This is a genomic window from Solibacillus cecembensis, from assembly GCF_050272495.1.
Lineage (GTDB): Bacteria > Bacillota > Bacilli > Bacillales_A > Planococcaceae > Solibacillus > Solibacillus cecembensis.
Genome location: NZ_JBNNMF010000010.1, coordinates 1 through 26735 on the forward strand (window position 1 = coordinate 1; position 26735 = coordinate 26735).

Genomic DNA, 26735 nt, shown 5'->3' on the forward strand with positions numbered 1-26735 from the left:
AGCGTTCGTCCTGAGCCAGGATCAAACTCTCCATAATAGTTAGTTTGAAAGCTCATTTGCTTTGCTAGCGTATCAACATAAAGTTGATATCTATATTTTGTTTAAGTTCATCACTTAAACGTTTAAATCATTAACGTTTGCTTGTTCAGTTTTCAAGGTTCATTTTGTTTCGTTTGTCGCGTCATCTCTTGACGACTCACTTATAATATCATCTATTTGTTATATCCGTCAACACTATTTCATAAGTTTTTTTAAGAAAAGCTTTTTTTTCCGTATAAAACGATTAGAAAGAGGGAATGTTATTATGTTAAAACGATTGGTATCACTAGCTTTGTGTATATTTTTAGTGCTTTTTTACTTTAACGGAAAAACTTCTATTATACCTACATTTCAGATGACTGAATCTCCAAATGTCATTACAAAAGGGCAATATGGTCAAACTTTAATTGTTGAACTAAGCTATTCTCATAAAGGATTAGCTGAATGGATTGAAACTCTTTCAGAACCTTCTATATTATTTTTAGTGAATAGTGAATGGATACAACGCAGTCCAGAATTAGTGCAACTATTAAAAGATAAAAAACTCAATGTCGGGTTACTTGGGCACTCTAATGTAGATTATCAAGAACCTACACTATTAAAAGAACAACTTACTATGTTCCATAAGGCCTTTGGACAATTACCGCTTTGGTTTGCTACTGCTGATTATATTGTAGAGTCTGCGATGCAAGAACAATTATTTGCAAAAAAAATAAATATTGTAGCTCCAACGAATTCTTTAAGTTCTCTAGATATGGCAATAGCAGATGGTGACTTCATAAGTGTCCCCCTACATCGGGAACAATCGCTTTCTTTTGAAGTCATTGATCAATTTATAAATAAGCATACCCTTATTTCTATAGAAGAAAACATATTTGGTTATAAAATTTCTACAAAACGATATCCTCAATGATTATCTAAGTTCATTAGAGCTAAACTTAATTCTATAATAAAAGACAGAAATGTTAAGTTACAACATCTCTGTCTTTTATCTACTTTAAAGTTTTATGCCTTTGCAGTTTTCACTGCTTCTTTACGTGCTTTCCGACGTGCTTCTAATTGTTTTCGATCTTTTTCGGATTGCGTATTGTATTTCGGCAACATTAAAATTTGGAATGCATTTACTGCAACAAGTGGGAACAATAATAATGCCACATATACATCTATATTATCTTGTCGTCCCATTAATGCAATGATCCATTCTAATGAAGTAACAACAATCATAAAGAAAATTGTTGAAATTAAAACGTGTGGCTTTTGCGTCATTTTCACTTTTTTCAAACCTGTCGCAATTGCTAAACCAACTAAGACAACAAGTAAAAAGCTATAAATTACCCAGTCTCCTGCCGTTTCCGCGCCTGGTGCAAAACGGAAAATAATAATATCAGCAAGTACAATGACGATTAATAACATTTGTATCCAGTTCCATAGTGTTAGCGAACGAAAAACATTTACGCCTACTTGATGTAATGTTAAATAAGCAAAGAAACCAGCTTGCGCCATTACACTCATTGTAATACCGAGGAAAATCATCCAAACAAATGCGGCAAGAAATTCTCCAAATTCCCCATTTGCTAAGTAAGGTTGAAAGAAGCTCCAACGTACAACTAATGAGGCAATCGCATTTACTCCGCCTCCAATTAATAATGCCCAAAAGGAAAATTTAAACCAATTTCGTATTGTCACGGCGAAACGTCCCCCAACTTTTAATATATTTGTTTATTTTACCAAGCGTATTTAAAAAAAGCGACTGATGTTATAGGTTCTTACATATTATCTGTAAAATTGTGAACAATAGATGAAAGCGCTTAGTTGCAGAAAGGACTGATAAAGATGATACGGCGTTATTTATTCCTTAGTCTAATGGTATTGTTTCTCGTTAGCTGTAGTGATGCAAAAACAACCACCCTTTCTTATGATGAAGTAAAGAAAATTATGGTCGATGCAGTACAAACAGAGGAAGGGAAGAAGGCAATTCGTCAATTATTTGAAGAAAAGAGCTTTCGTGAGCTACTCGTTATAAATACAGAAGAAGTAAAAAAGGCAACAGAGGAGACATTACTTTCTAAAGAAGCGGAAGAATTTTGGAAAAAGACATTTGAAGATCCTAAGTTTAAGGAATCCTTCGCAAAAGGTATGAAAAAGCAGCAAGAAGATTTAATGAAGGATTTATTGAAGGATGCCTCCTATCAGGAAGATTTAATTGCGTTTTTCAATCAACCTGAAATGCAAAAACAGTTGGAATCCATTTTAAAGGGGTCAAAAATTAAGAAGGAAATTGAAAAATCCGTCATGGACACAATTGAAAATCCACTTCTTCAATCGAAATGGCAAGAACTCATTAGAAAAAGCGGAGAAGAGCCAGCGTCTGAGGGGAAATCCGATTCTAAAGGTAGCAAAGATGAAAGCAAGGGCGACAGTGCAGAATAGGTTTCCAAAATACTTAATAAAAAACGATTGCTTAGGTAAATCCATAAGCAATCGTTTTTTCATTATTTTTTTAACTGAGCCATTACTTCTTCTGCAATTGTTAAATAAATTTTACCTGTTGGATGATGCGCTGCATAAATAGAAGGGGCAAAATCCTCTTCTGTCCAATCTGGCTGTCCTAGTGGAATTTGTCCTAATAACTTCGTACGTAATTCCTCTGTTAACTTAGGACCTCCGCCTTGACCGAATATATATTCTTTTTCGCCGTCTTTATTTTCATACCAAGCCATGTTTTCAATAACACCTAAAATTTCATGGTCTGTTTGCAACGCCATCGCACCTGCACGAGCTGCTACAAATGCTGCTGTTGGGTGTGGTGTTGTCACAACAATCTCTTTTGAAGACGGTAACATTTGATGAATATCTAATGCTACATCGCCTGTACCTGGTGGTAAATCTAATAGAAGATAATCTAAATCGCCCCACTCCACATCGCGGAAGAATTGATCTAACACTTTTCCAAGCATTGGGCCGCGCCATACGATTGGCGCATTGTTTTCAACAAAGAAGCCCATTGAAATGACCTTTACACCCATGCGTTCTACTGGATAAATACGATTATCTTTTACAACAGGCATTTCTGTAACGCCCATCATGTCTGGCACACTGAAGCCGTAAATATCAGCATCGATTAAGCCGACTTTTTTACCTAAACGGGCAAGCGCAACAGCTAAGTTTACTGAAACAGTTGACTTCCCTACGCCGCCTTTACCTGAAGCAATTGAAATGAATTGCACGCTTGATAATGGTGATAAAATATCTTGTGCTTCCGCTTCTGTCGCTTGTCCGCGGAATGCTTGTAATGCTTCTTGTGATAATTCTTCAAAACGAATGCCGACAGAAGCCGCACCATTTTCTTTTAATACTTCAACAACTTTCATTTGAAGTGTCATTTGTTCTGGCGTATTCGTTTTAGCAATAGCAAGACGAACGCTGACATGCATTTTTTCTTCTTTAATTGAAACATTTGTTATTCCGTTTGTTTCTGCTAAAGTTTTATGTAAAAACGGATCTTGTAATTGTCCTACTAGTTCTTGAACTTTTTGTACGTTTAACACATCAAACACTCCCCTAAATTGAATATTCAATGCTAGTATATCATACTCATTTCGCATTACTATTATAGGTTGCCTAGTCTATATTTAGGTGGATATAATTTTCAATTCCGCGTGCAATGGCAAAGGCTATCTTCTCTTGATAACTATCCGTTGCTAGTAATGCACGTTCTTCCTCATTACTAATAAAACCCGTTTCAACTAAAGCTGCTGGTACTTCTACTTTTTTCAATAAATACACTTGTTTAATGGATAGTGCTTCTCGGTCTGTATTTTCCAGTGTTTCGCGTAATGATTGTTGTACCGTTTTAGCTAACAACTCGCTATTGGGATGTCCGTCCTTATGGAAAAATACTTGCGCACCTCGCCACTTCGCATTTGGAATCGCATTTGCATGAATCGTTACAAATAAATCTGGATCCTGAGACTTTACAAGTGATTCACGTAAAAAGATATCTTGTTTTTTTCGCTCGCGATTCGTAAGGTTTTGTCCTTTCGATGCATGTTCACTAATCACATCCCCATCTGCTTTACGCGTTAAAACGACTTCTGCCCCTAAACGCGTTAGCTGACGTTCCACCTTTTTAGTAATCGCCAGTGTAATTTCTTTCTCAATTACATCGCCACCAGATGCTCCTCCGTCCATTCCTCCGTGTCCTGCATCTAAAACAATTTTCACCCCACCTAAAGGCTCCGGCAAAAAAAATCGTTTATCCGATGCACTCGTTTCATATACAACGACCATCATCGAGCAAAATATAACAAAAATCAATGCAAGCCAACGCCTCAAAAAAACCACCGCCCTTTTTGCCTACTATACGCAAATGGACGGTGGATTATTCCCTATCAAGCCATAAGCTGATTTTGCAATGCCGCATAAAAGCCTTGATTGTTCATTAAAGTTTGATGATTTCCTCGTTCGACTATTTTTCCCTCATTAATTACGAGAATTTGATTGGCATTTTCAATCGTCTTTAAACGGTGAGCAATGACAAAGCTTGTACGCCCCTTCATTAAATTTGATAATCCCTTTTGAATGTGTACTTCGGTCATTGTATCTACACTCGAAGTCGCTTCATCTAAAATTAATAAGTCTGGATCTTCCAAAATAGCACGAGCAATAGCGATCAATTGGCGCTGTCCTTGACTTAAATTTAATCCGCCGCTTGTCAACACCGTCTCATACTGTTCGGGTAAGTATTTAATAAAATTATGTGCATACGCAACTTTAGCCGCTTCTTCCACTTCTTCATTCGTTGCATCAAGCTTACCGAATCGAATATTCTCGCGGACTGTTCCAGAAAATAAGTACGTATCCTGCAAAACAACACCGACATGATCTCGTACATTACTCATTTGATAATGCTCAATTGGCTCACCATCTAGCAATATCCGTCCACCGGTAGCATCATAAAAACGCGTCAGCAGCTGAATAATTGTCGTTTTCCCAGAGCCGGTTGGACCAACAATGGCAATCGTTTCTCCCGCTTGGGCATGAAAATCAATACCATGTAAAATCGGTTTTCCTTGCTCATAGGCAAAATCAACATTTTGAAACGTGACATTCCCTGCAAACGTATTTTTAACCTTTGCATTTGTAACATCCGCTACTTCCTGAGATTCATCGAGTATTTCAAAAACACGTTCTGAGCCGGCAATCGCTGACTGAAACGTATTTAGTAAATTAGATAGCTGGTTGATTGGGCGGAAAAATTGGCGGGTATACGTAACAAATGATGCGATGACACCAATGGAAAGACCGCTCGTTACAGCCATAATCGCTCCTGTACCAATAACTAAACTCAAGCCTAAATTATTCATGAAGTTATTGATTGGGCCCATGAATCCTGAAATCGTATCCGCGCGCATAGCCGATGTACGTAATTTTTCATTAGCTTCACGGAACTCTTCAATGCTTTGCTTTTCCTTACCAAATAACGTAATAATATCTGCATTTGAAATCGTTTCTTCTATATAGCCATTTAACGCACCTAAATTACGTTGTCGTTCTTTATAATTCACACTACTCCGCTTAATAATTTGCTTCGTCGCCCAAACGATTAACGGAATAACCGTAAGCGTTACAAGCGCAAGCATCCAATCTAAATAAAATAAGGCAAATGCCGTTCCAACAATCGTTAAAAAGGACGAAACAATTTGAATCACACTTTGCGAAAGCGCTGCGTTTAAATTTTCAATATCATTTGTCATGCGACTCATTAAATCACCCTGCTTACGCTGATCAAAAAATGCGAGTGGCAATGATTGATATTGCTCAAATAGTTGTTTTCGTATTCGGTAAATTGTTTTTTGCGAAATGCGAATCATCACAAATGTTTGCACCCATGTTAATACCGATGACGCAATATAAATACCGGCTAAAACAAGAGCCATTTTCACCGCGCCATTTACATCTAATTTGACGATATAATCATCAATTGTTTTTCCGATTAAAAATGGTCCTACTAAACTTAACAACGTGCTCATAACGACAATAATTATAACGCTTATAAGCTCAACTTTTTGTAATTTCAAATAGCTCCAAATACGTAACAATGTTTGCTTTTGATTTTTCGGTTTTACTACTGGCCCTGTAAATCGACCACCGGGGTGTCCCATTGTTGACGGAGGCCCGACTGGATTTTTAGTCATGTAGGGTACCTCCTTTTCCTTCTTGGGTTTTATCAATTTCCTGATACATTGAATTTGTTTTCAATAATTCTTCATGTGAACCACACGCTACAATTTGACCATCATCCATCACAAGAATTTGATCGGCATGACGAATCGAAGAAATTTTAGAAGACACGATAAATTTTGTTGCCTGGCCAAATTGCTTTTCAATTGCCTGTTGAATTTTCTTTTCTGAAATACTATCTACTGCACTCGTCACATCATCTAATACTAAAATTGCCGGCTTGCGAATAAATGCCCGTGCCATTGCAAGACGTTGCTTTTGACCACCAGATAAATTCGTTGCGCCTTGTGTCAACAAATGCTCTTTCCCAGATGGAAGCTTTTCTATAAATTCTGTTGCGCAGGCTGCTAGTAATGCTTCTTCTAATCGATCATCGGATGCCATTTCATTACCGTAACGGATATTGTCAGCTATTGTTTTTGAAAACAACGTCGCTTTTTGTGGCGCAAATCCAATCGATTGACGCAACTGCTCGACATCATATTGTTGAATTGGCACACCATCAATTTTGACTACACCTTGGTCGACATCAAACAAACGCGTAACCATTTTGACGAGCGTTGATTTCCCACTACCCGTCATACCGATAATGCCGATGGTTTCTCCCGCTTTTGCATGGAAGCTCACATTTTTTAAAACAGGCTCTGTTCCTTTAATATAAGAAAAGCTTACTTGTTGGAATTCAACCTCTCCGCGCACAGAATTTTGTACTGGTTGATTTGGACTTTGAATATCGGCTTTTTCATCTAACACTTCAACAATACGCCCTGCACTTGGAATGGCACGTGCTAATTGCACAAGTACCATGGATGAACTCATTAGCCCTTGCATGACCATCATTAAATAGTTGATAAAGGCGAGGATAACCCCAACTTTTATTGTTTCACTTTCTACTTTAATTGCTCCTAGCCAAAGTGCAGCTACAATCCCTAAATTCACGACAAACATCGTTAACGGTGCTAACACGCCAATAATTTGATCCGCCGTCATACTCCGTTTCATTAATTGCGTATTCACATCTGTAAACTGTTCAATTTGGTGATTTTTTCGATTATATGCCTTAATGACACGAATACCCGCTAGGTTTTCCTGTACTTTCGTGTTCACTTGATCGACAACGCGCTGCACTTTGTGAAATAACTTGCCTGATAGTGATGTAAAAAAGTACATAGCAAAAGCTAATATTGGCACAACGACTAATAAAATCGGAAAGAGCTCGCGTGCTGTCACAAAAACGATAACAACCGCACCGATGAACATCATTGGCCCGCGCACGAAAATTTTAAGAAGCATCGTGACAGCTCGTTGCAGCATTTCCACATCACTTGTTAAATTCGTAATCAGTTTACCTAACGTAAATTTATCTTTACTGTTATTCGAAAAATACGTAATCGTTTCATATAAATCTTGGCGCAAATCAGTAGCAAAATTAACGGCTGTTTTTGAAGCGTAAACCGAACAGCCTATCCCACCAATTAGAGCGATCATTGACGTTCCCATCATAAGACCAAACATTTTTATTATGTAGGATGTATCACCCTGTGAAATTCCATCATCAATAATATGCTGTAATATAGTTGGTTGGAGTAAATCCATGCCCACTTCTATAAGCATCATGACTGGTGCGATAATCGCAAAAACGATATATGGCCTTATATATTTTGTAAGTTTTAATACGGCTTGCATATTGAAATACCACTTCCTCTATTCCTCAGTTGTTTCTCCAAGTATTTCAGTTAATTGAAATGTAACGATAAATTCATCCATAATAGCTTCTGTTGCCTTTAGCTCGCCCGCGATTATAGAATGAATTGATTGAAGCTCGTTGGATTCCAATTGTTTTTTCAATGTGTCGCGTTTCGTTCCTAACTGTCGATAAAATTCTAATGCACGTCCTCTTCGAAATGTTTGAGCCCCTTTTCGACGTCCCTCTCCATTACATTTCTCATGTTCTCGTTGACGCCTTCCTTTATCCTCCAAATACATACTATTCACCTCTATCATTTTGAATACAATTGTATACCTTTGTATACAATAAATCTAGTTATTTTTTTGTATTATTTCGGAAGTTTTGACTATGCATTTCTTATTAGAACTATTTACTATATAGTTAAAGAGATTCATTTAACTTCTAAAATTAATACATCAGTTATAAATAATAAGAAAAAGGGGTGTTTTTAGTGAATCAAAAACTACAGGTTATTGTTGAGTCTATTGAATTTTATCAATCAACTTATCCCGAGGACGCCTGCATTTTGATTTTTGATACAGAAAAAGTTGTCGGCTATAAACGAGGCAAGAAGGTGGATTTAAAAATTACACTTGGAGAAACGGTTGAACAACATCGTACTACGACAAGTGTTCGTGCCATGAAGAGTGGGAAATTTTTACGTGAGGAACGCAATGAGGAGGCTTTTGGTTTTCCATATATCGCATCTTCTGTTCCCGTATATGATAACGGGATCATCGTCGGCGTTGTGACAGGGGTTATTTCAAATAGCCGTGTAAGCAATATGCGTATTGTAGCAAATGAACTATCTGGCTCTGTTCAGGAAATGTCTGCAACGACTGAGCAGCTGGCGATGGCAAGTACCGATGTTTCCAAGCGTATCGATGAATTATCGAAGTATGCTGAGCAAATGAATAACAATATCCAACAAATTAATTCCATAGTTGGAGCTGTAAAAGATATTGCAATGCATTCAAAAATTTTAGGGTTGAACGCATCCATTGAAGCAGCTCGTTCAGGTGAGCATGGCAGAGGCTTTGCCGTTGTCGCGAACGAAATTCAAAAAATGGCGCACAATAGTACCGATAGCGCTAATAGTATCGAAACTCAATTACTGACTATTGCTGATTCTATTGAGCATATTAATGCCTCTACAAAACAAATCGCTTCATTTACCGAAGAATATACGGCGAGCATGCACGAAATGAGCGAGAGTTATGTAAGCATAAATCAAATTGGGCAAAGATTATTATCGCTTGGTGAAATTGAGCATTAACCGTTTCTTATAAGTATCTAATAGAATAATTAACATCAATTAAGCACTTAATCAGAAACATTTTCTGGATGGGTGCTTTTGTTTAATTCCCATAAAAAAGTAAAAACCCTCTCCCACAAATGTGAGAAAGGGTTTTGTAATTCGCAAAACTGTATAATCGGGAAGATTAACGTTTTGAGAACTGAGGTGCACGACGAGCGCCGCGTAGACCTGGTTTTTTACGTTCTTTCATGCGTGAATCACGAGTTAATAGACCCGCTGACTTAAGAGCCGAACGGAAATCTGGATCAACTTGTAATAATGCACGAGCGATACCGTGACGGATTGCACCAGCTTGACCTGTGAATCCACCACCGTTTACGTTAACGTGTACATCATAAGAACCTTTAGTTTCAGTTGTTACTAATGGTTGGTTGATGATTAATAATAAAGTTTCGTATGGTAGGTAATCAGCAACATCACGGTTGTTGATTACGATTTTGCCTTCGCCTGGTACTAAACGTACGCGAGCTGTAGAACTTTTACGGCGACCTGTGCCGATGTATTGAACTTGTGCCAAGGTTATTTCCTCCTATTATTGTATATTAACCGCGTAGCTCGTAAGCTTCTGGTTTTTGTGCTGCATGTGGGTGCTCAGCACCTGTGTAAACGTTCAGTTTAGTGAACATTTGACGACCTAAAGAGTTCTTTGGAAGCATCCCTTTGATAGCTAACTCAAGCATTTGAGTTGGGTATTTTTCTTTCATTTCACCAGCTGTACGTTGTTTTAAACCACCAGTGAATTGAGTGTGACGGTAGTAGATTTTACCTTTTAATTTGTTACCTGTTAACTCAATTTTCTCCGCGTTGATGATGATTACGTGATCACCTGTATCAACGTTTGGTGTGAAAGTTGGTTTATGTTTACCGCGTAAGATAGCAGCTACTTCAGAAGCTAAACGACCTAACGTTTGGCCTTCTGCGTCAACTACTAACCATTTGCGTTCTACTTCGTGACCTTTAGCCATGAATGTTGTGCGCATATTTGTATCCTCCTAATCGATATTGATTACCGTTATTTTTCATTATTATACACTTATAAGTTTCGGGGCTTATGTTTGTGGTGGTAATGAAAATACCATACATCATCATATAATGTATCGTGAAATAAGTCAAGATATTTAATCGAACACCTGGAAAGGTTGTTAAACCCTTTTACACTGGGTTTTTCGATTAAATTCACCCCAAAGAATTGCCTTTTCACCATAAAAAAATTAATTTTTATTATAAAAAACTTCTTCTAAATACAAGCCATGTGCTGGTGCAGTCTTACCCGCCTGATTCCGATCTTGTGAAGCAATCGTCTCCGCAATGGAGCCACTGTCCCGTTTCCCCATGCCAACTTCCCACAAAGTACCAGCAATAATGCGGACCATGTTATAGAGGAATCCATCGCCTGTAATGGTCATATGGAGCTCATCATGATGCCATTTAAAATCGAGACCACTTACTGTACGCACTTTATCCACTACACTCGTATTGGCCGCACAAAAACAGCTAAAGTCATGCTGCCCGACAATCGCCCTTGCTGCATCATTCATTGCCGTAACATTTGGTTTCATACCATTCGTCTCCACTGCATAATGACGACGAAACGGGCTTTGTACTTCCCGACAATCCCAAATATATCGATAACGCTTCCCGACCGCATCGAAACGTGCATGAAAATCATCTGCCACCTCTTCAAGCTGTAACACACGGATATCTCGCGGGAGCTGCACATTTAATGCCTTCATGTAGCTATCAGAGGGAATGACTAATAACGTATCGAAATGAATCGTCTGCCCAGTTGCATGGACACGCGCATCTGTTCGTCCACTTGCAGTAATTTTCATTTCTGCGCCCTTATGCATTTTGGCTAGCACCTTTTCAATTTCAAGTTGTACAGTACGTTTTCCCGGCTGTACTTGATAGCCTGCAAATTGGGTCCCATCATAACTAATAATCGCTTTTATTCTCGTCATTTCCTTACTCCTTTAGTTACGTAACAGCCACAACGTAGCAGCGACCGCTAAAAGCAGCACTAAGCTCATCGTATCTTTTATATCCCACTTCAGCTGGCGGTATCTTGTACGCCCTTCCCCGCCGCGATAGCCACGTACTTCCATCGCCGTAGCTAAATCTTCCGCACGTTTAAAGGCACTCACAAATAACGGAACGAGTAACGGGACAACCGCCTTTAAGCGATCTTTTAGAGGCCCTGCACTAAGGTCTGAACCACGTGCCATCTGTGCCTTCATTATTTTATCCGTTTCATCCATTAACGTCGGAATGAAACGCAAAGAAATCGACATCATGAGTGCTAGTTCATGCACAGGTAACTTGATTTTCTTCAGTGGATTTAATAACGTTTCTAGTCCATCCGTTATCGAAATCGGTGATGTTGTTAATGTTAAAATCGACGTAATGAACACCAGTACTAAAAAACGCATCGAAATAAAGATACCTTGCTTTAATCCTTCTTCATGAATTTTCATGAAACCTAGATCAAGTAACACGGCCCCTTCTTTGTTCATCAAAATATGCAATATAAATGTAAAGGCCATTAAAAAGATAACCGGCTTTAATCCATTCACTAAAAAATACAGTCGAATACGAGACATCAAAATAACGAACAACGTAAATGCTAATAAAATCGCATACGTCACAATATTATTGGCTAAAAAGACAATAATGATAAAAGCAAAGACAAAAATTAATTTTGAACGTGGATCTAGTTGATGTACAAAAGAATTTCCGGGTATGTAACGACCAAAGATCATTTTCTCCATCATTGTTCAGCACGCCCCTCTCGAATAGCTTGCCCCAATTCTTCGGCTAGCTCTTCCTCGATTAAGCATACTTTTGATAATTTTTTACCAATCATTTGCTCTACTTTATGCTGGAAACGTACGACACGTGGTGGCTCTAAACGATATTTTGCCAATGTTGCACTATCTGCAAATAACGCACGAGGTTCACCTGTTAAAACACATTTCCCTTCATGCATAATAGCAATTCGATCCGCATAACGTGCCGCATCTTCCATACTATGCGTGACAAGAATGGTCGTAAGTCCTTTTTCCTTGTGTAACGTATAAAATAAATCCATAATTTCTTTCTGTCCTCTAGGATCCAGTCCAGCAGTCGGTTCATCTAATACAATCACTTCCGGCTCCATCGCAAGTACGCCCGCAATGGCAACACGACGCATTTGACCACCAGATAAATCAAACGGTGACTTTTCTAAAATATTATCAGGTAAGCCAACAAGAGTAATTAGTTCCCTTGCACGCTTTTCCGCATCCTTTTCAGAAACACCAAAATTCATTGGACCGAACATAATATCTTTCAAAACAGTTTCTTCAAATAATTGATGCTCTGGAAATTGAAAAACAATGCCTACCTTTTGACGAATAGGTTTTAATTCTTTTGCCCTTTTTCCCGCTTCAACCACACGGTCACCAATATGAACGGTACCACTAGACGGTTTTAAGAGTCCGTTAAAGTGCTGTAGAATAGTCGACTTTCCTGAGCCTGTATGACCAATGATTGCTTCATATGTCCCACTTGCTATCGATAGCTCTACATCGTGTAACGCATACTTTTCAAATGGTGTACCTTTTGAATACGCATAGCTTACTTGTTGAAGTTTGATGTCCATAAATCATTCACCAGCTCTTCTTCTGTCATGTGTTGTCCTACAAGCTGTACACCTTGAGCTTGTAACAGTTTTGTCATCTTTGTAGCAAATGGTAAATCTAACCCAAAATCAACAAGTTGATCCCCAAGTGCAAATATTTCTTCCGGTGTACCTTCTGCATATTTTTTTCCATCATTCATAAAAATAACGCGATCCGCCAATAGCGCCTCTTCTAAATCATGCGTAATCGATAAAACCGTTAAGCCAATTTTCTCACGCAATGCTTGTACTGTTTTTAGGACCTCTTCTCTCCCCTGTGGATCGAGCATAGATGTCGCTTCATCTAAAATTAAAATTTGTGGGTACATCGCAAGTGCTCCAGCAATCGCAACACGCTGCTTTTGCCCACCGGATAAATGATGTGGCTCATGGTTGACAAAGCCCTCCATTTTCACCTGCTCTAACGCTTCCTTGACACGTATGACCATCTCCTCATAGGGAACGCCATTGTTCTCTAAAGAAAACGCAACATCATCTTGAACCGTTGCCCCTACAAATTGATTGTCTGGATTTTGAAAGACCATACCGATTTGAGAACGTATTTCCCATAAGTTTTCCTCTGTTAATACATCTCGTTTAATCCGTACTTCCCCTTGCTCTGGAAACAACAAGCCACACATTAATTTGGCCATTGTTGATTTGCCTGAGCCATTATGTCCAACAATCGCAATCCACTCGCCTTGGTTTACAGAAAAGGATACATCTTGAACTGCTTTTCGTGCTTCTGCATTTTCCGGTGTATAGGAAAATGTTATATGATTAAACGATAAAATTTCAGACATAGTTGCTCAACTCCTCTCTGCTCTACTAATCAATTTCGCCCGGGCGAAATTGCGTCTAGATTTTGAATTGTACCCGCACAATTCACCACTTATACACGTGGGATATTCTACTGATTGAAGATATATTACACGTTTTAAGAAATAGATGCTACCTTTTCCCAGGAAATAACGGATACCTATATAAAAATAAAGCACGTTTTTCAATAGTCAGACAAAATGTCCTCCATTAAACGTACTTTATGTTTGCATATGTATATGGAAACTTTTGATGCTCAAGTCAAAATTCCATAAGTAAGTGATACTTTCTTACTTTATTAAATAAAAAAGCGCGCACCTCATTCACAGAAATGCGCTTTTCGTAACATTTTCAGGATCATTAGGTGCTCAAGCCTAATCATCCAATGAATGAGGTGCGGAGAGCTAAACGAGTCGCCAGCAAAAATGCCCCGCTCATCATAACGCTCAGCTTAATTATTGTCGTATAAATCAAATTTAAAGATAAAACAAAAGAGGGGTGCGGGTTCAACCGGTGAACCGGACACCCCTCTTCACCATTTCGTTAGAATTAAACTAATTCAATAACTACTACTGGTGCGCCGTCTCCACGACGAGGACCTACTTTAAGAATACGAGTGTAACCACCTTGACGTTCTGCATAACGTGGTGCAATATCGTCAAATAATTTTTGAAGTGCGAAAACAGTGTTTGCTTCTTCGCCTTCTCCAACTGTTACTAGCTCACGACGGATAAATGCTGCCGCTTGACGACGTGCATGTAAATCTCCGCGTTTACCTAAAGTAATCATTTTTTCAACAGCTTTGCGTGTTTCTTTAGCGCGAGCTTCAGTAGTTTCGATACGCTCGTTGATAATTAAATCAGTAGCTAAGTCACGTAATAAAGCTTTACGTTGAGAACTTGTACGACCAAGTTTTCTGTAACCCATGGACGTTTCCCTCCTTTATTTATATCTGATCTAGCTTAATTTTTAAGTTTTCGCTTAGTCTTCATTACGCAATCCTAAACCAAGCTCTTCTAACTTCGCTTTAACTTCTTCTAAAGACTTACGCCCTAAGTTACGTACTTTCATCATATCATCTTCTGATTTATTCGCTAATTCAAGTACCGTATTGATACCTGCGCGTTTTAAACAGTTATAAGAACGAACAGAAAGATCAAGCTCTTCGATAGTCATCTCTAATACTTTTTCTTTTTGATCTTCTTCTTTTTCGACCATGATTTCAGCAGTTTGTGCTTCGTTCGTCATGCCCACAAAGATATTTAAATGCTCTGTTAAAATTTTAGCTCCAAGTGAAATCGCTTCTTTTGGACCGATGCTACCATCTGTCCAAACATCAAGTGATAACTTATCGTAGTCAGAATTCTGTCCAACACGAGTGTTTTCAACTTGGAAGTTGACGCGTGAAACTGGAGTGTAAATAGAGTCGATCGGGATCACGCCGATAGGAAGATCCTCACGTTTGTTTTGATCAGCAGGAGTGTAACCACGGCCGCGTTGTGCGTACATACGCATACGTAAATGACCGTTTTTAGCGATTGTTGCAATATATAGATCTGGATTTAAAATTTCTACATCACTGTCATGTGTAATGTCAGCAGCAGTAACCGTTCCGTCACCTTTCACATCAATCTCAATGACTTTTTCTTCGTCAGAGTAGATTTTCAAAGCTAGCTTTTTCACGTGTAAGATAATTGAAGCAACATCTTCTACAACGCCTTCTACAGTTGAGAATTCGTGTAGTACGCCGTCAATTTGAATTGACGTTACAGCAGCTCCAGGTAATGAAGACAGAAGGATACGACGTAAAGAATTACCCAAAGTGTTTCCATATCCGCGTTCTAGCGGTTCTACAACAAACTTGCCATATTTGGCAGCTTCGCTGATCTCCACTGTTTCAATCTTTGGTTTTTCAATTTCGATCATTCCAATTTACCCTCCTTCAAAACATCTAATGTATAGGTTCATACCATCATAGTTGTCGATCTTAGATAGACATTATATATGCACAAGACTATTGCACAAAGTAAAATGATGTACTCAGAAGTTATTCTCCTAAGAAGCACCTATTATACACGACGACGTTTTGGCGGACGGCAACCGTTATGAGGAACTGGAGTAACGTCTTTAATAGCAGTTACGTCTATACCAGCAGCTTGAAGTGCACGAATTGCAGCTTCACGACCTGAACCAGGACCTTTAACAGTAACTTCTAAAGTTTTGATACCATGTTCAATTGACGTTTTTGCAGCAGTTTCAGCAGCCATTTGAGCTGCGAATGGTGTTGATTTACGTGAACCACGGAAACCTAATGCACCAGCTGAAGACCAAGATATAGCATTACCTTGCATATCAGTGATTGTTACGATTGTATTGTTAAATGTAGAACGGATGTGAGCGATACCAGCTTCGATATTCTTTTTCACACGACGTTTACGAGTTTGTTGTTTACGAGCCATGTTAAGAAGGAACCTCCTTTACTTAATTATTTTTTCTTGTTCGCTACAGTTTTACGAGGACCTTTACGCGTACGAGCGTTGTTCTTCGTATTTTGACCGCGAACAGGTAAACCACGACGGTGACGGATACCACGTAATGAAGCAATTTCCATTAAACGTTTGATGTTTAAAGAAACTTCACGACGTAAATCACCTTCAGTTTTGTATGAGTCTAATTGTTCACGAATTTGGTTTAATTGATCTTCTGTTAAGTCTTTAACGCGAGTACTTTCGTCAATACCTGCTGCAGCTAATACTTTTTGAGAAGTCGTTTTACCAATACCGAAAATGTATGTTAATGAAATTACCACGCGTTTATCGCGAGGAATGTCAACACCAGCAATACGTGCCATATACGTTGTGCACCTCCTTGTTTAATTACCCTTGTTTTTGTTTGTGTTTAGGATTTTCACAGATTACCATTACTTTACCGCGTCGGCGAATTACTTTACATTTTTCGCAGATCGGTTTCACAGATGGTCTCACTTTCATCTAACCTAACCTCCTTAGTAGTCCGGAGTGCAAAAGATTATTTAAAACGGTATGTGATACGACCGCGAGTTAAATCATATGGAGATAACTCAATAGTAACCTTATCTCCAGGTAGGATACGGATAAAGTGCATACGAATCTTTCCAGATACGTGTGCAAGCACAGTGTGCCCATTTTCTAATTCTACCTTAAACATCGCGTTTGGCAAAGTCTCAACAACTGTTCCTTCGACTTCAATTACATCGTCTTTCGCCATCTTCTCGTCTCCCTTCTATATGCAAATATCAAAAAACTCAATTGAGCTCTTGCAACTGTTTTCTCCTATTAAAGAAGCAACTCGTTTCAACATATGTTCTGGATTGCATGAGAGATGTTCAATAAGACGCTTGTCTGGTTTCGCTTCACACAATCCATGGAATGTACAGTATCCGATAAAGGAACTGTATCCCTTATGTTAACACGATAGCCGGAATGTCTTGGATGAGAGATTCATACCCGTTACACAGATGCTTCCACGAAACCCATTATACCTTAAATAGATCTCATCACACGATAAATGTGCTCAACCTTTACAGTATATACCGGGCATAATATGCTTTTGCAACTCTCAAAAAATTATGTTTCGTTGTTGCCTCCGCACGCCTCCCGCGGAAGCTGTCTAGCGCCCGGACGGGTATCAGCTGCGGCTGCCCTGTAATAGAGCATCAAGTTCAGCAAATACTTTTGAAATTTCTTGCTGTCCATTAATGTTTGTCAATACATCCTTTGCTTCATAAAAATCAAGTAAAGGCTGTGCTTGGTTCATATTTACTTCCAGACGGTTTGCTACTGTTTCAGGATTGTCATCCGCACGTGTGTATAATTCGCCGCCATCTTTATCACATTTCCCATCCTCTTTTGAAGGATTGAAAATTAAGTGGTAAGATGTGCCGCAAGTTTTACAAATACGACGGCCGCTTAAGCGTGCTATTAATTCATCTTTTTCGACTTGAACATTAATCGTATGTTCAACTGGACGACCTAGTTCTTCAAGGATGCTATCTAAAGCTTCAGCTTGTGGAACTGTACGTGGGAATCCATCTAATAAGAATCCTTTTTCGCAATCTGCTTGTGCAAGACGCTCTCGAACAATGCCAATCGTTACTTCATCCGGAACTAATGCTCCTTGATCCATAAACGATTTTGCTTGTAAACCTAATTCTGTGCCTTCTTTAATGGCAGCACGGAACATGTCACCTGTAGAAATATGAGGGATTGCGTACTTCTCAACAATTTTGTCAGCCTGAGTACCTTTACCAGCACCAGGTAGACCCATTAAAACGATATTCATACGAATGCTCCCCTTTAAAATAGCGCTGGCTCAGGAAACGTAAATGTCTCCTAAACCTGCTTTATTTCATAAAGCCTTTATAATGACGTTTAACGAGTTGAGACTCTAATTGTTTCATGGTTTCAAGTGCAACACCAACTACGATTATTAAACTTGTTCCCCCGATTTGAGCCGAAGCTGGCAGGTTCATAAAGTTAATGAAAAGAATTGGCATGACTGAAATTGCGACAAGGAATAGCGCACCAACAAATGTCAAACGATAAAGAACTTTTGTTAAGTAAGCTTGTGTGTCATTACCTGGACGAATGCCCGGAATATAAGCACCCTGCTTTTTCAAGTTGTCGGCCACATTTTCTGGATTCACTTGAATGAATGCATAGAAATATGTGAATGCCACGATTAACCCAACGTAAATGATCATCCCAACAGGTTTTGAGTAATCAAAAGTGTTTGTAATGAATGCAGTTACTTTGTTATCACCGAAGAATGTCGCTAAAGTTTGAGGTGTTACAATGAACGCTACCGCGAAGATTACCGGAATAACCCCTGCAGCATTTACTTTTAAAGGTAAGTGCGTTTGTTGTGCGCCCACTTTAGGCGAATTACCAGCAACTCGTTTTGCATATTGAATTGGAATTTTACGCAACGCTTGTTGAACGTAAATAACTCCAACTACAACAGCAAGTAGCACTAAAACCAATAGTGTTAGGATAACAATCTTAATGAAAAGCTGGTCTCCTGCACCTTGAATTTGTTGTGCATAAATTTGGTTTACTGAGTTAGGTAACGCAGCTACGATACCAGCGAAGATAATAATTGAAATACCATTACCAACACCATAAGCAGTAATTTGTTCAGATAGCCACAATAGGAATGCTGTACCACCTGTAAGCACAATCGAAATAGTTAAGTACGATTGAATACTTGTATCTAGAATCAACGATCCACCGTAGAACTGGTTAAACCCGAACGACATTGCGAAAGATTGAATAAATGCAAGTACAATTGTGAAATAACGTGTGAATTGAGCTAACTTACGTCGGCCAACATCACCTTGTTTCGACCATTCTGCAAACTTTGGTACAACGTCCATTTGAAGTAACTGGACAATAATTGATGCCGTGATGTAAGGCATAATCCCCATCGCAAAGATCGAGAAGTTTGCCAATGCACCACCGCCAAACGTATTAAGGAAACCTACTAAGTTAAACTCATCAGTCGCCTTTAATACATCTGCGTTAACGTTTGGTACCGGGATAAATGTCCCGATACGGAAAACGATTAACATTAATAAAGTAAAGATGATCTTATTTCGTATATCTCGAACGCGCATAAAGTTAGAGATCGTCTGAAACATTAAATCACCTCAGTTGTTCCGCCAGCATTCTCGATTGCTTCTTTAGCTGAAGCAGAGAATTTGTGAGCTTTTACATTAAGCTTAACGCTTAACGTACCATGACCTAGAATTTTAATTCCAGTTTTCTCATTGCTCACGACACCAGTTTCTAATAATAATGCAGGTGTTACTTCTGCACCATCTTCAAAACGGTTTAACGCATCAAGGTTAACGATCGCGTATTCTTTACGATTAATGTTCGTAAAGCCTCGTTTAGGTATACGACGGAATAGTGGGTTTTGACCCCCCTCGAATCCTGGGCGTACGCCGCCGCCAGATCGAGAGTTTTGGCCTTTATGACCTCTACCAGAAGTTTTACCGTTACCAGAACCGATACCACGACCAACGCGGTTACGTACTTTACGTGAACCTTCTGCTGGTTTTAACTCATGAAGTTTCATTTGGGTGGCACCTCCTTGTTCATATAATTGAAATTAAATTTCTTTAACAGTAACTAAATGAGCTACTTTTGTTAACATACCGCGAATAGCTGCGTTGTCAGCTTGTTCAACAGTTTGGTTAGTTTTGCGTAGGCCTAAAGCTTCAACAGTTTTACGTTGACCTGGTTTAGAACCAATTACAGACTTAACAAGGGTGATTTGTAATTTTGCCATTATAATTCCCCCCTTATCCTAATAACTCTTCCACTGATTTACCGCGTAGTTTTGCAACGTCCTCTGCGCGTTTTAATTCAGTTAAACCTGCTACAGTTGCGCGCACCATGTTAATTGGTGTGCTTGAACCAAGAGATTTTGAAAGAATATCAGTAATACCAGCAAGTTCAAGTACAGCACGTACTGGACCACCAGCGATAACTCCTGTACCAGGAGCTGCAGGTTTAATTAAGATTGAACCTGCACCGAAGCGACCTTGCACTAAGTGTGGAGTAGTTCCACCCACGCGTGGTACTTCGATTAAGTTTTTCTTCGCGTCTTCAACAGCTTTACGGATCGCATCTGGAACCTCTTGGGCTTTACCAGTACCGAAACCTACATGACCGTTTTTATCTCCTACTACAACTAATGCAGTGAAGCGGAAGCGACGACCACCTTTAACAACTTTAGCAACACGGTTAATTGTAACTACGCGTTCTTCAAGTTCAAAATTGTTTGCGTCAATGCGACTCATGAAGTATGTCCCTCCTTCTTCTTAAAATTCTAAGCCATTTTCGCGTGCAGCTTCAGCTACAGCTTTTACACGACCATGATATAAGTAACCGCTACGGTCAAATACCACGTTAGTAATATTTTTTTCAGCAGCGCGTTTAGCGATTGTTTCACCGATTTTAGCAGCAGCTTCTACGTTTGCGCCAGCACCTTCGAAAGCTTTTTCTTGAGTGTTAGCAGAAACTAAAGTTACGCCAGCTACATCATCGATCAGTTGTGCATAAATGTTCTTGTTAGAACGGAATACGTTTAAACGCGGACGTTGTGCAGTACCCGAAATTTTAGAACGAACACGCCCATGACGTTTTTTACGAACTTGATTTTTGTCTTGTTTCGTAATCACAGAGGTCACTCCTTTCTAGATTAATGCAGTATTAGGCTGCATTATTTACCTGTTTTACCTTCTTTACGGCGAACGATTTCACCTTCGTAACGAATACCTTTACCTTTATACGGCTCTGGTGGACGTACTTGACGGATGTTAGATGCTAAAGCACCAACACGCTCTTTAGAAATACCTTTGATGATAATTTTTGTGTTTGAAGGAACTTCGACCTCTAAACCTTGTTCAGGTGTAAACTCTACTGGATGAGAGTAACCAACGTTCAATACAAGTTTATTACCTTGTAATTGTGCACGGTAACCTACACCGATAAGTTCTAGAGAGCGTGAGAAACCTTCAGAAACACCCGTTACCATGTTAGCTAATAACGCACGAGTTGTACCGTGGTTAGTGCGGTGTTCTTTAGATTCAGAAGGACGAACAACTGTAAGAATGTTGCCTTCTTGCTCGATTTTCATATCTTGGTGGAATTGAGTAGTTAATTCACCTTTTGGACCTTTTACAGTAACAGTGTTTTCAGGTTTGAATTCAATTGTTACGCTAGTTGGTACCTCAATAATTTTTTTACCTACGCGAGACATTTATGTTGCACCTCCGTTCTTTTCTTACTTATTACCAAATGTATGCTAAGATTTCGCCGCCTGCTTTTTTAGCGCGCGCTTCTTTGTCAGTTAATAAACCTTGTGAAGTTGATACTAAAGCGATACCAAGACCGTTTAATACTTTAGGTACTTCGTTAGTTTTAGCATATACACGTAGACCTGGTTTAGAAATACGTTTAAGACCAGTAATTACGCGCTCGTTATCTTTACCATATTTTAAGAAAATACGGATGATACCTTGCTTGTTGTCTTCTACATATTCTACGTCACGTACGAAACCTTCACGCTTTAAAATTTCAGCGATCTCTTTCTTTACGTTAGAAGCAGGAACCTCTAACTTCTCGTGACGAACCATGTTCGCATTACGAATGCGTGTCAGCATATCTGCAATCGGATCAGTCATTGTCATGAAAATTTACCTCCTTCCCAATTTAGGGGATTACCAGCTGGCTTTTTTAACGCCAGGAATTTGTCCCTTATAAGCAAGTTCACGGAAACAAATACGGCAAAGTTTAAATTTGCGATATACTGAGTGTGGGCGCCCACAGCGCTCACAACGTGTATACTCTTGTACTTTAAATTTTTGCGTGCGTTGTTGTTTAACGATCATTGATTTTTTAGCCACGTTTTCGCCCTCCTTGTTTAATTACTTTTGGAACGGCATACCGAACTGTGTTAATAACTCGCGAGCTTCTTCGTCAGAATTCGCTGTTGTTACGATAACGATGTCCATACCGCGTACTTTTGAAACTTTATCGTAATCGATTTCTGGGAAAATTAATTGTTCTTTAACACCTAGTGTATAGTTACCGCGACCGTCGAATGCTTTTTTAGAAACACCACGGAAGTCACGTACACGTGGAAGTGCGATAGAAATTAATTTATCCAGGAATTCATACATACGCTCACCGCGTAATGTAACTTTAGCACCAATCGCTTGACCTTCACGTAAACGGAAACCAGCGATAGATTTTTTAGCCTTAGTTACTACTGGCTTTTGACCAGTGATAATTGTTAATTCTTCTACAGCTACATCAAGAGCTTTAGAGTTTTGAACAGCATCGCCAACACCCATGTTGATTACGATCTTGTCAACTTTAGGTAATTGCATAACTGATTTATATTCGAACTTGCTCATAAGAGCAGGTGAAACTTCGTTTAAATATTTTACTTTTAGGCGGCTCATGTGTGTACCTCCCTTCTCAATTTACTTATTAGTCGATTACTACACCTGATTTTTTTGCAACACGAACTTTTTTGCCATCTTTGATCTCATAACCTACACGAGTCGGCTCGCCAGATTTAGGATCGATTAGCATTACGTTCGAAACGTGGATTGCAGCTTCTTGAGATACAATTCCACCTTGTGGGTTAAGTTGGTTAGGTTTAACGTGTTTCTTAACGATGTTTACACCTTCAACAAGAACGCGGTCTTGTTTTGGGAAAGCAGCTAAGATTACGCCTTCTTTACCTTTGTCTTTACCAGTAATTACTTTTACTTTATCGCCCTTTTTAACATGCATTATGTGTCGCACCTCCTTGATTGGTACTGTCATGAAATTAAAGAACTTCTGGAGCTAGAGAAACGATTTTCATGAAGTTGCCATCACGTAATTCACGTGCGACTGGTCCGAAAATACGAGTTCCGCGTGGTGATTTATCATCTTTGATGATTACGCAAGCGTTCTCGTCAAATTTGATGTAGGTACCGTCTTTACGACGAGCACCTGATTTTGTGCGAACGATAACAGCTTTAACGACGTCACCTTTTTTGACAACGCCACCTGGTGTTGCTTTCTTGACTGTACAAACAACGATATCACCGATGTTAGCAGTTTTACGTCCAGAACCACCAAGTACTTTAATTGTTAAAACTTCACGTGCACCTGAGTTGTCAGCAACTTTCATACGACTTTCTTGTTGGATCACTTAGGTTACCTCCCTTCGGAAATTAGTTTTATTCCGAAATGTGTTATTAGATAATAACCGCTTTTTCAACAATTTCAACTAAACGGAAGCGCTTAGTAGCTGATAGCGGGCGAGTTTCCATGATACGTACGATATCACCGATTTTCGCTGTGTTTAGCTCATCATGAGCATAAAACTTTTTAGAGTACTTTACACGCTTACCGTAAAGCTTGTGCTTTTTGTGTGTTTCGATTAAAACAGAAACTGTTTTGTCCATTTTATCTGAAACTACTCGGCCTGTGTAAACTTTGCGTTGGTTACGCTCAGTCATACTTGAAAACCTCCTTTATCAGTTATTTGCACTGATTTCTCTTTCATGAATCACAGTTTTCATACGTGCGATCGCTTTGCGAACTTCACGGATGCGAGCTGTGTTTTCTAATTGACCAGTCGCCAATTGGAAGCGAAGGTTGAAAAGCTCTTCTTTCAGTGATTTCACTTTTAATTCGATTTCAGCAGTGGCAAGGTCACGGATTTCATTAGCTTTCATTAGATTCACCACCAGTTTCTTGACGTTTGATTACTTTACATTTTACAGGAAGTTTGTGTGCTGCTAAACGAAGCGCTTCACGTGCGATCTCTTCAGATACACCAGCGATTTCGAACATTACTTTTCCTGGTTTTACTACTGCTACCCAGCCCTCAGGAGAACCTTTACCAGAACCCATTCGGACTTCTAGAGGCTTTTTCGTATAAGGCTTGTGCGGGAAGATTTTAATCCAAACTTTACCGCCACGTTTCATGTAACGTGTCATTGCAATACGGGCAGATTCGATTTGACGGTTTGTAATCCATGATGCTGTAACAGCTTGTAAGCCGAACTCACCGAAAGATACTTCTTTACCGCCTTTCGCTTCACCACGCATGTTACCACGGTGTTCACGACGATATTTTACGCGTTTTGGTAATAACATTATTATTTGCCTCCTTCCACAGAGTTCTTTTTAGTAGGAAGGACTTCACCACGGTAGATCCAAACTTTAACGCCTAGTTTACCGTATGTTGTGTCTGCTTCAGCATGTGCATAATCAATGTCAGCACGTAATGTATGAAGCGGAACAGTTCCTTCGCTATAGTGTTCAGCACGCGCGATATCAGCGCCACCTAAACGACCAGATACTTGTGTTTTAATACCTTTTGCACCAGCGCGCATTGTGCGTTGGATTGATTGTTTTTGAGCACGGCGGAATGATACGCGGTTCTCAAGTTGACGAGCGATATTTTCAGCTACTAATTTCGCATCAAGATCAGCACGTTTAATTTCAATAATGTTGATGTGTACACGTTTACCAGTTACTTCAGTTAAGTGTTTACGTAAGTTTTCTACTTCCGTACCACCTTTACCGATTACCATACCTGGTTTCGCAGTGTGAATTGTAACGTTTACGCGATTTGCAGCGCGCTCGATTTCTACTTTAGATACAGATGCATCTTTAAGTTTAGTTTCGATATATTTACGAATTTTGATATCTTCGTGTAAAAGATCAGCGTAGTCTTTTTCAGCGAACCATTTTGATTCCCAATCACGAATAATACCAACACGTAGTCCTATTGGATGTACTTTTTGACCCACGGATTATCCCTCCTTCTTCTCAGATACCACGATAGTGATGTGGCTTGTACGTTTGTTAATTGCCGATGCACGACCTTGTGCACGTGGGCGGAAACGTTTTAAAGTTGGACCTTCATCAACGAAGATTTCAGATACAACCAGGTTGTTAATATCTAACTCATAGTTGTGTTCAGCATTAGCAACTGCAGATTTTAATACTTTCTCAACGACTGGAGACGCCGCTTTTGGAGTATGACGTAAAATTGCAACTGCTTCACCGATTTGCTTGCCTCGAATTAAGTCTACTACTAGACGTACTTTACGAGGAGCGATACGAACTGTACGAGCGATAGCTTTAGCTTGTGTCATTAGGATTTACCTCCTCTCAAAATTAGCGTCTTGTTTTTTTATCGTCTGCACCGTGACCTTTGTACGTACGAGTTGGTGCGAACTCACCAAGTTTGTGACCTACCATATCTTCTGTCACGTATACTGGAACGTGTTTACGACCATCGTATACAGCGATTGTTAAACCGATAAAAGTCGGGAAGATTGTAGAACGGCGAGACCAAGTTTTAATAACTTGCTTTTTCTCAGAAGCCTCTTGTGCTTCCACCTTTTTAATTAGGTGGTCATCAGCAAAAGGACCTTTCTTTAAGCTGCGGCCCATTTAGGAACCTCCCTCCGTGATACGTCCACGGCTCGCGAATCGAACCGTAGGTTTACCACATTATTTTTTACGTCCACGAATAATAAATTTAGATGATTTATTTTTCTTTTTACGAGTTTTGTAACCAAGAGTTGGTTTACCCCATGGTGTCATTGGAGATTTACGTCCAATTGGAGAACGTCCTTCACCACCACCGTGTGGGTGATCGTTAGGGTTCATTACAGAACCACGTACAGTTGGGCGTTTACCTAACCAGCGAGAACGACCGGCTTTACCGATGTTAATTAGTTCGTGTTGTTCGTTACCAACTTGACCGATTGTAGCACGGCAAACTGCAAGGATTAAACGTGTTTCGCCAGATTGTAAACGAACGATAACGTATTTACCTTCACGACCAAGTACTTGTGCAGAAGTACCAGCAGAACGTACTAATTGTCCACCTTTACCAGGTTTCATCTCGATGTTATGGATAGTTGTACCCATTGGGATGTTGATTAGTGGTAACGCGTTACCTACTTTAATGTCCGATTCTGGACCTGAAACGATCACTTGACCTACTTCAAGACCTTTCGGAGCTAGGATATAACGTTTTTCACCATCAGCATAGTTAATTAATGCGATGTTCGCAGAACGGTTTGGATCGTACTCGATTGTAGCAACGCGTCCTGGAATGTCATCTTTATTACGTTTGAAGTCAATGATACGGTATTGTTTCTTATGACCACCACCGTGATGACGAACTGTAATTTTACCTTGGTTATTACGACCGGCTTTACGAGTTTTTGGAGCTAATAAAGACTTTTCAGGTTTATTAGTTGTAATCTCTGCAAAGTCAGATGACGTCATATTGCGTCGACCATTTGAGGTTGGCTTATACTTTTTAATCGCCATTTGTTTTCCCTCCTTCTTAAA

40 protein-coding genes are annotated in these 26735 nt (G+C 39.4%); 3 read left to right on the forward strand and 37 right to left on the reverse strand.

What is annotated here, in order from left to right:
* The first annotated feature begins 304 nt into the window (after positions 1 to 304).
* Complete coding sequence (locus tag ACQKIH_RS10235) at positions 305 to 952, forward strand: polysaccharide deacetylase family protein (RefSeq protein WP_427765699.1); 648 nt, start codon at positions 305 to 307, stop codon at positions 950 to 952.
* A gap of 92 nt (positions 953 to 1044) precedes the next feature.
* Here ACQKIH_RS10235 and ACQKIH_RS10240 read toward each other — a convergent pair whose 3' ends face one another.
* Positions 1045 to 1725 (reverse strand): KinB-signaling pathway activation protein, encoded by a 681-nt coding sequence (locus ACQKIH_RS10240; RefSeq protein WP_057986232.1) that lies wholly within the window; start codon positions 1723 to 1725, stop codon positions 1045 to 1047.
* Positions 1726 to 1902: 177 nt separating this feature from the next.
* Between ACQKIH_RS10240 and gerD the strand changes: the two genes are divergently transcribed.
* Positions 1903 to 2469 carry a spore germination lipoprotein GerD gene (gene gerD / locus ACQKIH_RS10245; protein ID WP_152982964.1) on the forward strand — a complete coding sequence of 189 codons (567 nt, stop codon included), beginning with the start codon at positions 1903 to 1905 and terminating at the stop codon, positions 2467 to 2469.
* A gap of 62 nt (positions 2470 to 2531) precedes the next feature.
* Here gerD and ACQKIH_RS10250 read toward each other — a convergent pair whose 3' ends face one another.
* The 5 genes from ACQKIH_RS10250 to ACQKIH_RS10270 all read right to left on the reverse strand — a co-directional run bounded on the left by ACQKIH_RS10250 (position 2532) and on the right by ACQKIH_RS10270 (position 8286).
* Positions 2532 to 3587 (reverse strand): Mrp/NBP35 family ATP-binding protein, encoded by a 1056-nt coding sequence (locus ACQKIH_RS10250; protein WP_057986234.1) that lies wholly within the window; start codon positions 3585 to 3587, stop codon positions 2532 to 2534.
* Between the two features lie 73 nt (positions 3588 to 3660).
* Positions 3661 to 4374, reverse strand: a complete 714-nt coding sequence (locus ACQKIH_RS10255; protein WP_057986236.1) for an N-acetylmuramoyl-L-alanine amidase — start codon at positions 4372 to 4374, stop codon at positions 3661 to 3663.
* A gap of 56 nt (positions 4375 to 4430) precedes the next feature.
* On the reverse strand, positions 4431 to 6236 hold the full coding sequence (locus ACQKIH_RS10260; RefSeq protein WP_427765705.1) for an ABC transporter ATP-binding protein: 1806 nt from the start codon (positions 6234 to 6236) through the stop codon (positions 4431 to 4433).
* Positions 6229 to 7968 carry an ABC transporter ATP-binding protein gene (locus ACQKIH_RS10265; RefSeq protein ID WP_427765708.1) on the reverse strand — a complete coding sequence of 580 codons (1740 nt, stop codon included), beginning with the start codon at positions 7966 to 7968 and terminating at the stop codon, positions 6229 to 6231. Before ACQKIH_RS10265 ends, ACQKIH_RS10260 begins: the two co-directional genes overlap by 8 nt.
* Before the next feature lie 18 nt (positions 7969 to 7986).
* Positions 7987 to 8286 (reverse strand): 2-keto-3-deoxygluconate kinase, encoded by a 300-nt coding sequence (locus ACQKIH_RS10270; RefSeq protein WP_427765711.1) that lies wholly within the window; start codon positions 8284 to 8286, stop codon positions 7987 to 7989.
* 176 nt (positions 8287 to 8462) lie between these two features.
* On the opposite strand from ACQKIH_RS10270, the gene ACQKIH_RS10275 reads away from it, so the two are divergent.
* On the forward strand, positions 8463 to 9287 hold the full coding sequence (locus ACQKIH_RS10275; RefSeq protein WP_057986243.1) for a methyl-accepting chemotaxis protein: 825 nt from the start codon (positions 8463 to 8465) through the stop codon (positions 9285 to 9287).
* A gap of 166 nt (positions 9288 to 9453) precedes the next feature.
* Here ACQKIH_RS10275 and rpsI read toward each other — a convergent pair whose 3' ends face one another.
* The 31 genes from rpsI to rplB all read right to left on the reverse strand — a co-directional run bounded on the left by rpsI (position 9454) and on the right by rplB (position 26714).
* Positions 9454 to 9846 (reverse strand): 30S ribosomal protein S9, encoded by a 393-nt coding sequence (rpsI, locus tag ACQKIH_RS10280; RefSeq protein ID WP_057986244.1) that lies wholly within the window; start codon positions 9844 to 9846, stop codon positions 9454 to 9456.
* 25 nt (positions 9847 to 9871) lie between these two features.
* Positions 9872 to 10309 (reverse strand): 50S ribosomal protein L13, encoded by a 438-nt coding sequence (gene rplM / locus ACQKIH_RS10285; protein WP_057986245.1) that lies wholly within the window; start codon positions 10307 to 10309, stop codon positions 9872 to 9874.
* A 231-nt stretch (positions 10310 to 10540) separates the two neighbouring features.
* A complete protein-coding gene (truA, locus tag ACQKIH_RS10290; RefSeq protein WP_427765715.1) occupies positions 10541 to 11290 on the reverse strand; it encodes a tRNA pseudouridine(38-40) synthase TruA in 750 nt (249 codons plus the stop codon).
* 12 nt (positions 11291 to 11302) lie between these two features.
* The gene (locus tag ACQKIH_RS10295; RefSeq protein ID WP_057986247.1) at positions 11303 to 12100 is read right to left on the reverse strand and encodes an energy-coupling factor transporter transmembrane component T family protein; all 798 of its coding nucleotides are present in this window, start codon (positions 12098 to 12100) and stop codon (positions 11303 to 11305) included.
* The gene (locus ACQKIH_RS10300; RefSeq protein ID WP_427765719.1) at positions 12097 to 12969 is read right to left on the reverse strand and encodes an energy-coupling factor ABC transporter ATP-binding protein; all 873 of its coding nucleotides are present in this window, start codon (positions 12967 to 12969) and stop codon (positions 12097 to 12099) included. The genes ACQKIH_RS10295 and ACQKIH_RS10300 overlap by 4 nt, the downstream gene beginning before the upstream one ends.
* A complete protein-coding gene (locus tag ACQKIH_RS10305) occupies positions 12945 to 13790 on the reverse strand; it encodes an energy-coupling factor ABC transporter ATP-binding protein (protein WP_427765722.1) in 846 nt (281 codons plus the stop codon). Before ACQKIH_RS10305 ends, ACQKIH_RS10300 begins: the two co-directional genes overlap by 25 nt.
* Before the next feature lie 565 nt (positions 13791 to 14355).
* Positions 14356 to 14733 (reverse strand): 50S ribosomal protein L17, encoded by a 378-nt coding sequence (rplQ, locus tag ACQKIH_RS10310; protein ID WP_057986252.1) that lies wholly within the window; start codon positions 14731 to 14733, stop codon positions 14356 to 14358.
* A gap of 54 nt (positions 14734 to 14787) precedes the next feature.
* Entirely contained in the window at positions 14788 to 15732 is a 945-nt protein-coding gene (locus ACQKIH_RS10315) for a DNA-directed RNA polymerase subunit alpha (RefSeq protein ID WP_057986254.1), read from the reverse strand.
* 143 nt (positions 15733 to 15875) lie between these two features.
* Positions 15876 to 16265, reverse strand: a complete 390-nt coding sequence (gene rpsK, locus ACQKIH_RS10320; RefSeq protein WP_057986256.1) for a 30S ribosomal protein S11 — start codon at positions 16263 to 16265, stop codon at positions 15876 to 15878.
* Positions 16266 to 16291: 26 nt separating this feature from the next.
* A complete protein-coding gene (gene rpsM / locus ACQKIH_RS10325) occupies positions 16292 to 16657 on the reverse strand; it encodes a 30S ribosomal protein S13 (RefSeq protein ID WP_057986258.1) in 366 nt (121 codons plus the stop codon).
* A gap of 25 nt (positions 16658 to 16682) precedes the next feature.
* A complete protein-coding gene (gene rpmJ, locus ACQKIH_RS10330) occupies positions 16683 to 16796 on the reverse strand; it encodes a 50S ribosomal protein L36 (RefSeq protein WP_000868344.1) in 114 nt (37 codons plus the stop codon).
* A 37-nt stretch (positions 16797 to 16833) separates the two neighbouring features.
* Positions 16834 to 17052 carry a translation initiation factor IF-1 gene (gene infA / locus ACQKIH_RS10335; RefSeq protein ID WP_016839390.1) on the reverse strand — a complete coding sequence of 73 codons (219 nt, stop codon included), beginning with the start codon at positions 17050 to 17052 and terminating at the stop codon, positions 16834 to 16836.
* A gap of 420 nt (positions 17053 to 17472) precedes the next feature.
* The gene (locus tag ACQKIH_RS10340) at positions 17473 to 18126 is read right to left on the reverse strand and encodes an adenylate kinase (RefSeq protein ID WP_057986260.1); all 654 of its coding nucleotides are present in this window, start codon (positions 18124 to 18126) and stop codon (positions 17473 to 17475) included.
* A 61-nt stretch (positions 18127 to 18187) separates the two neighbouring features.
* A complete protein-coding gene (gene secY, locus ACQKIH_RS10345) occupies positions 18188 to 19483 on the reverse strand; it encodes a preprotein translocase subunit SecY (RefSeq protein WP_057986262.1) in 1296 nt (431 codons plus the stop codon).
* A complete protein-coding gene (rplO, locus tag ACQKIH_RS10350; protein ID WP_057986264.1) occupies positions 19483 to 19923 on the reverse strand; it encodes a 50S ribosomal protein L15 in 441 nt (146 codons plus the stop codon). The genes secY and rplO overlap by 1 nt, the downstream gene beginning before the upstream one ends.
* A 33-nt stretch (positions 19924 to 19956) precedes the next feature.
* Positions 19957 to 20139, reverse strand: coding sequence for a 50S ribosomal protein L30 (gene rpmD / locus ACQKIH_RS10355; RefSeq protein ID WP_172954454.1), 183 nt, complete (start codon positions 20137 to 20139; stop codon positions 19957 to 19959).
* 10 nt (positions 20140 to 20149) lie between these two features.
* Complete coding sequence (rpsE, locus tag ACQKIH_RS10360) at positions 20150 to 20650, reverse strand: 30S ribosomal protein S5 (protein ID WP_057986268.1); 501 nt, start codon at positions 20648 to 20650, stop codon at positions 20150 to 20152.
* A gap of 21 nt (positions 20651 to 20671) precedes the next feature.
* Positions 20672 to 21031: a 50S ribosomal protein L18 gene (gene rplR / locus ACQKIH_RS10365; protein ID WP_057986270.1), complete on the reverse strand. Its 360-nt coding sequence runs from the start codon at positions 21029 to 21031 to the stop codon at positions 20672 to 20674.
* A gap of 41 nt (positions 21032 to 21072) precedes the next feature.
* The gene (rplF, locus tag ACQKIH_RS10370; RefSeq protein WP_427765730.1) at positions 21073 to 21612 is read right to left on the reverse strand and encodes a 50S ribosomal protein L6; all 540 of its coding nucleotides are present in this window, start codon (positions 21610 to 21612) and stop codon (positions 21073 to 21075) included.
* A gap of 31 nt (positions 21613 to 21643) precedes the next feature.
* The gene (gene rpsH, locus ACQKIH_RS10375; RefSeq protein ID WP_057986274.1) at positions 21644 to 22042 is read right to left on the reverse strand and encodes a 30S ribosomal protein S8; all 399 of its coding nucleotides are present in this window, start codon (positions 22040 to 22042) and stop codon (positions 21644 to 21646) included.
* 30 nt (positions 22043 to 22072) lie between these two features.
* Positions 22073 to 22258, reverse strand: coding sequence for a 30S ribosomal protein S14 (rpsN, locus tag ACQKIH_RS10380; RefSeq protein ID WP_008406949.1), 186 nt, complete (start codon positions 22256 to 22258; stop codon positions 22073 to 22075).
* A 21-nt stretch (positions 22259 to 22279) separates the two neighbouring features.
* Positions 22280 to 22819 (reverse strand): 50S ribosomal protein L5, encoded by a 540-nt coding sequence (gene rplE, locus ACQKIH_RS10385; RefSeq protein WP_057986277.1) that lies wholly within the window; start codon positions 22817 to 22819, stop codon positions 22280 to 22282.
* Between the two features lie 28 nt (positions 22820 to 22847).
* Positions 22848 to 23156 (reverse strand): 50S ribosomal protein L24, encoded by a 309-nt coding sequence (gene rplX / locus ACQKIH_RS10390; RefSeq protein WP_057986278.1) that lies wholly within the window; start codon positions 23154 to 23156, stop codon positions 22848 to 22850.
* A gap of 37 nt (positions 23157 to 23193) precedes the next feature.
* Positions 23194 to 23562: a 50S ribosomal protein L14 gene (gene rplN, locus ACQKIH_RS10395; protein ID WP_008406955.1), complete on the reverse strand. Its 369-nt coding sequence runs from the start codon at positions 23560 to 23562 to the stop codon at positions 23194 to 23196.
* A gap of 46 nt (positions 23563 to 23608) precedes the next feature.
* Positions 23609 to 23872: a 30S ribosomal protein S17 gene (gene rpsQ / locus ACQKIH_RS10400; protein WP_057986280.1), complete on the reverse strand. Its 264-nt coding sequence runs from the start codon at positions 23870 to 23872 to the stop codon at positions 23609 to 23611.
* 18 nt (positions 23873 to 23890) lie between these two features.
* Positions 23891 to 24091, reverse strand: coding sequence for a 50S ribosomal protein L29 (gene rpmC, locus ACQKIH_RS10405; RefSeq protein WP_057986282.1), 201 nt, complete (start codon positions 24089 to 24091; stop codon positions 23891 to 23893).
* Positions 24081 to 24515 carry a 50S ribosomal protein L16 gene (gene rplP, locus ACQKIH_RS10410; protein ID WP_057986284.1) on the reverse strand — a complete coding sequence of 145 codons (435 nt, stop codon included), beginning with the start codon at positions 24513 to 24515 and terminating at the stop codon, positions 24081 to 24083. Before rplP ends, rpmC begins: the two co-directional genes overlap by 11 nt.
* Before the next feature lie 2 nt (positions 24516 to 24517).
* A complete protein-coding gene (rpsC, locus tag ACQKIH_RS10415) occupies positions 24518 to 25174 on the reverse strand; it encodes a 30S ribosomal protein S3 (RefSeq protein ID WP_057986286.1) in 657 nt (218 codons plus the stop codon).
* Positions 25175 to 25177: 3 nt separating this feature from the next.
* Positions 25178 to 25522: a 50S ribosomal protein L22 gene (gene rplV, locus ACQKIH_RS10420; RefSeq protein WP_057986287.1), complete on the reverse strand. Its 345-nt coding sequence runs from the start codon at positions 25520 to 25522 to the stop codon at positions 25178 to 25180.
* A 22-nt stretch (positions 25523 to 25544) separates the two neighbouring features.
* Entirely contained in the window at positions 25545 to 25823 is a 279-nt protein-coding gene (rpsS, locus tag ACQKIH_RS10425; protein ID WP_057986289.1) for a 30S ribosomal protein S19, read from the reverse strand.
* Positions 25824 to 25883: 60 nt separating this feature from the next.
* Positions 25884 to 26714 (reverse strand): 50S ribosomal protein L2, encoded by an 831-nt coding sequence (gene rplB / locus ACQKIH_RS10430; protein WP_057986291.1) that lies wholly within the window; start codon positions 26712 to 26714, stop codon positions 25884 to 25886.
* Positions 26715 to 26735: the final 21 nt, after the last annotated feature.

Bases quoted from the DNA above. Each gene is read 5' to 3' on its own strand.
- rpsH (WP_057986274.1), bottom strand. From the start codon at position 22,042: ATGACAATGACTGATCCGATTGCAGATATGCTGACACGCATTCGTAAT.
- rplP (WP_057986284.1), bottom strand. From the start codon at position 24,515: ATGTTATTACCAAAACGCGTAAAATATCGTCGTGAACACCGTGGTAAC.
- ACQKIH_RS10315 (WP_057986254.1), bottom strand. From the start codon at position 15,732: ATGATCGAAATTGAAAAACCAAAGATTGAAACAGTGGAGATCAGCGAA.
- rpsS (WP_057986289.1), bottom strand. From the start codon at position 25,823: ATGGGCCGCAGCTTAAAGAAAGGTCCTTTTGCTGATGACCACCTAATT.
- truA (WP_427765715.1), bottom strand. From the start codon at position 11,290: ATGACGAGAATAAAAGCGATTATTAGTTATGATGGGACCCAATTTGCA.
- ACQKIH_RS10270 (WP_427765711.1), bottom strand. From the start codon at position 8,286: ATGATAGAGGTGAATAGTATGTATTTGGAGGATAAAGGAAGGCGTCAA.
- rplO (WP_057986264.1), bottom strand. From the start codon at position 19,923: ATGAAACTTCATGAGTTAAAACCAGCAGAAGGTTCACGTAAAGTACGT.
- rpmJ (WP_000868344.1), bottom strand. From the start codon at position 16,796: ATGAAAGTGAGACCATCTGTGAAACCGATCTGCGAAAAATGTAAAGTA.
- rpsM (WP_057986258.1), bottom strand. From the start codon at position 16,657: ATGGCACGTATTGCTGGTGTTGACATTCCTCGCGATAAACGCGTGGTA.
- rplV (WP_057986287.1), bottom strand. From the start codon at position 25,522: ATGACACAAGCTAAAGCTATCGCTCGTACAGTTCGTATCGCTCCTCGT.
- rplM (WP_057986245.1), bottom strand. From the start codon at position 10,309: ATGCGCACAACATTCATGGCTAAAGGTCACGAAGTAGAACGCAAATGG.
- rplB (WP_057986291.1), bottom strand. From the start codon at position 26,714: ATGGCGATTAAAAAGTATAAGCCAACCTCAAATGGTCGACGCAATATG.
- secY (WP_057986262.1), bottom strand. From the start codon at position 19,483: ATGTTTCAGACGATCTCTAACTTTATGCGCGTTCGAGATATACGAAAT.
- rplF (WP_427765730.1), bottom strand. From the start codon at position 21,612: ATGTCTCGCGTAGGTAAAAAAATTATTGAGGTACCAACTAGCGTAACA.
- infA (WP_016839390.1), bottom strand. From the start codon at position 17,052: ATGGCGAAAGACGATGTAATTGAAGTCGAAGGAACAGTTGTTGAGACT.
- rplX (WP_057986278.1), bottom strand. From the start codon at position 23,156: ATGCATGTTAAAAAGGGCGATAAAGTAAAAGTAATTACTGGTAAAGAC.
- ACQKIH_RS10235 (WP_427765699.1), top strand. From the start codon at position 305: ATGTTAAAACGATTGGTATCACTAGCTTTGTGTATATTTTTAGTGCTT.
- ACQKIH_RS10295 (WP_057986247.1), bottom strand. From the start codon at position 12,100: ATGATGGAGAAAATGATCTTTGGTCGTTACATACCCGGAAATTCTTTT.
- gerD (WP_152982964.1), top strand. From the start codon at position 1,903: ATGGTATTGTTTCTCGTTAGCTGTAGTGATGCAAAAACAACCACCCTT.
- ACQKIH_RS10300 (WP_427765719.1), bottom strand. From the start codon at position 12,969: ATGGACATCAAACTTCAACAAGTAAGCTATGCGTATTCAAAAGGTACA.
- rpsK (WP_057986256.1), bottom strand. From the start codon at position 16,265: ATGGCTCGTAAACAACAAACTCGTAAACGTCGTGTGAAAAAGAATATC.
- ACQKIH_RS10265 (WP_427765708.1), bottom strand. From the start codon at position 7,968: ATGCAAGCCGTATTAAAACTTACAAAATATATAAGGCCATATATCGTT.
- rpmC (WP_057986282.1), bottom strand. From the start codon at position 24,091: ATGAAAGCTAATGAAATCCGTGACCTTGCCACTGCTGAAATCGAATTA.
- rpsE (WP_057986268.1), bottom strand. From the start codon at position 20,650: ATGAGTCGCATTGACGCAAACAATTTTGAACTTGAAGAACGCGTAGTT.
- ACQKIH_RS10305 (WP_427765722.1), bottom strand. From the start codon at position 13,790: ATGTCTGAAATTTTATCGTTTAATCATATAACATTTTCCTATACACCG.
- rplE (WP_057986277.1), bottom strand. From the start codon at position 22,819: ATGAGCCGCCTAAAAGTAAAATATTTAAACGAAGTTTCACCTGCTCTT.
- ACQKIH_RS10260 (WP_427765705.1), bottom strand. From the start codon at position 6,236: ATGACTAAAAATCCAGTCGGGCCTCCGTCAACAATGGGACACCCCGGT.
- rpsQ (WP_057986280.1), bottom strand. From the start codon at position 23,872: ATGACTGAGCGTAACCAACGCAAAGTTTACACAGGCCGAGTAGTTTCA.
- rplQ (WP_057986252.1), bottom strand. From the start codon at position 14,733: ATGGGTTACAGAAAACTTGGTCGTACAAGTTCTCAACGTAAAGCTTTA.
- ACQKIH_RS10340 (WP_057986260.1), bottom strand. From the start codon at position 18,126: ATGAATATCGTTTTAATGGGTCTACCTGGTGCTGGTAAAGGTACTCAG.